General features: G+C 26.1%; 1 protein-coding gene. It reads right to left on the bottom strand.

All coding sequences use genetic code 11. From position 1 onward, the window contains the following. Positions 1 to 128 precede the first annotated feature (128 nt). Positions 129 to 1,512 (bottom strand): IS1634 family transposase (locus tag ACUVXA_RS20825; RefSeq protein ID WP_445873211.1); only part of this gene is annotated, 1,384 nt, incomplete at its 5' end.

The following is a 1,512-nucleotide window of genomic DNA, read 5'->3' as shown; positions in this document are numbered from 1 at the left end:
TTCCAATTTCAGAAATTTGCAAAAAGTACAGAATTCACCCAACACAATTTTATAACCGAACTTACCCAACTAAAAATTAAAGAAAACCCGCATTAAATAAAGATAATCTAATAAAAACAAATTTCTTTTTAGTGGATAACTTCCACTTCTTTATTTACTTTTAATTTTACATTTAAGCAATTTAATATATTATTTTGCATATCATTTAATGGTTTCAATTGTTTTATTTTTATTCCTCTTATTTCTGCAATGCCAATTTGTATATCTTCAAGCATATCTAAAACATTGTTAAATGTAAATTTATAATCTTTACCTGTCCCATTTTTTTCAAAAAATTTCTTTAATCTTTTTTTTATCTCACAAACTAAATAATATGCTAACATACATATAAATGCATGTGCCTTTATCCTTCTTTCTTTGAAATGATATATTGGTCTTATTTGCAATAAGGTTGTTTTTATTATTCTAAATGCTCTCTCAACTAATGTTAATTTTTTATAATGTTCTACTACATCTTTGCTTTCCATTTCTTCTTTTTTAATATTTGTTTTTATTACATAACAACCACATAACATCTTTTGTTGCTCTAACTTTTCTTTTTCAATTCCATATTCAAATTCTTTCTCTTCTATCTTTACCCAAAAATATTTTCCTACTTTCCATCTGTTTATCCACCTTCCAACCCTCATACCTATTTTTTCTTTCTTTCTCAATTTACCTTTCATAACAGAAGTTTTTATCTCATCTAATTTTTTACTTGTCTTTTCTATTAATCTATCCAGAGTTTGTTTCTCTTCTTTGGCTCTTTTTTCACTTTTACATAGAATATATCTATCTCCTTTATATTCTATTTCAACAATATTTCTCTCATCAAATAATCCTAATTGAAACGGTGTTTTTTCTTCTTCAATTAATTTCTCTATTCTTTTATGTGTTAATGCAGTAATATATAAAAATCCATTCTCTTCTATTTTATCCATTTTAGATTCTGTAATCATCCCTCTATCACCAATTATTATTGCATCTTTTAGTCCATATCTTTCTTTCAATCCTTTTACCTTTGGTATAAGAGTTGTTTGATCAGATGTATTACCTTTAAATACTTCTACTGATAACGGATATCCATCCTTATCTGTTACAAGTCCTATTACTATTTGTTTTTTATCACATCTTTTGCTTCTTTCGTATCCAAACTCAGTTAATTCTTGTTTCTCACCTTCACAATAAACGCTTGTTATATCATATAAAAATAATCTCACTCCTTTATGTCTCTTGCTATAAATTCCTTTCTCAATCTTTCTCTGTCTTTTATTCAACCAATCCAGTGTCTCATATAAATCATCTACTTCTAATTTTTCATAATTTATATATTTCAGTATATCCTTAAATGCAGGTGTTTTTAATATATACCTTGTATTTTCTAATTTGCTTGATGGATGAAGAATTCTTGTTATCATCATTGCTATTGTTAAATCTCTCTTGTGCGAGGGTTTTGAATAAATTATATTATCA

Source organism: Candidatus Jordarchaeum sp., assembly GCF_052745115.1.
Note: the sequence above shows the minus strand (reverse complement) of the source record. Positions and strands in the feature narration are given on the sequence as shown.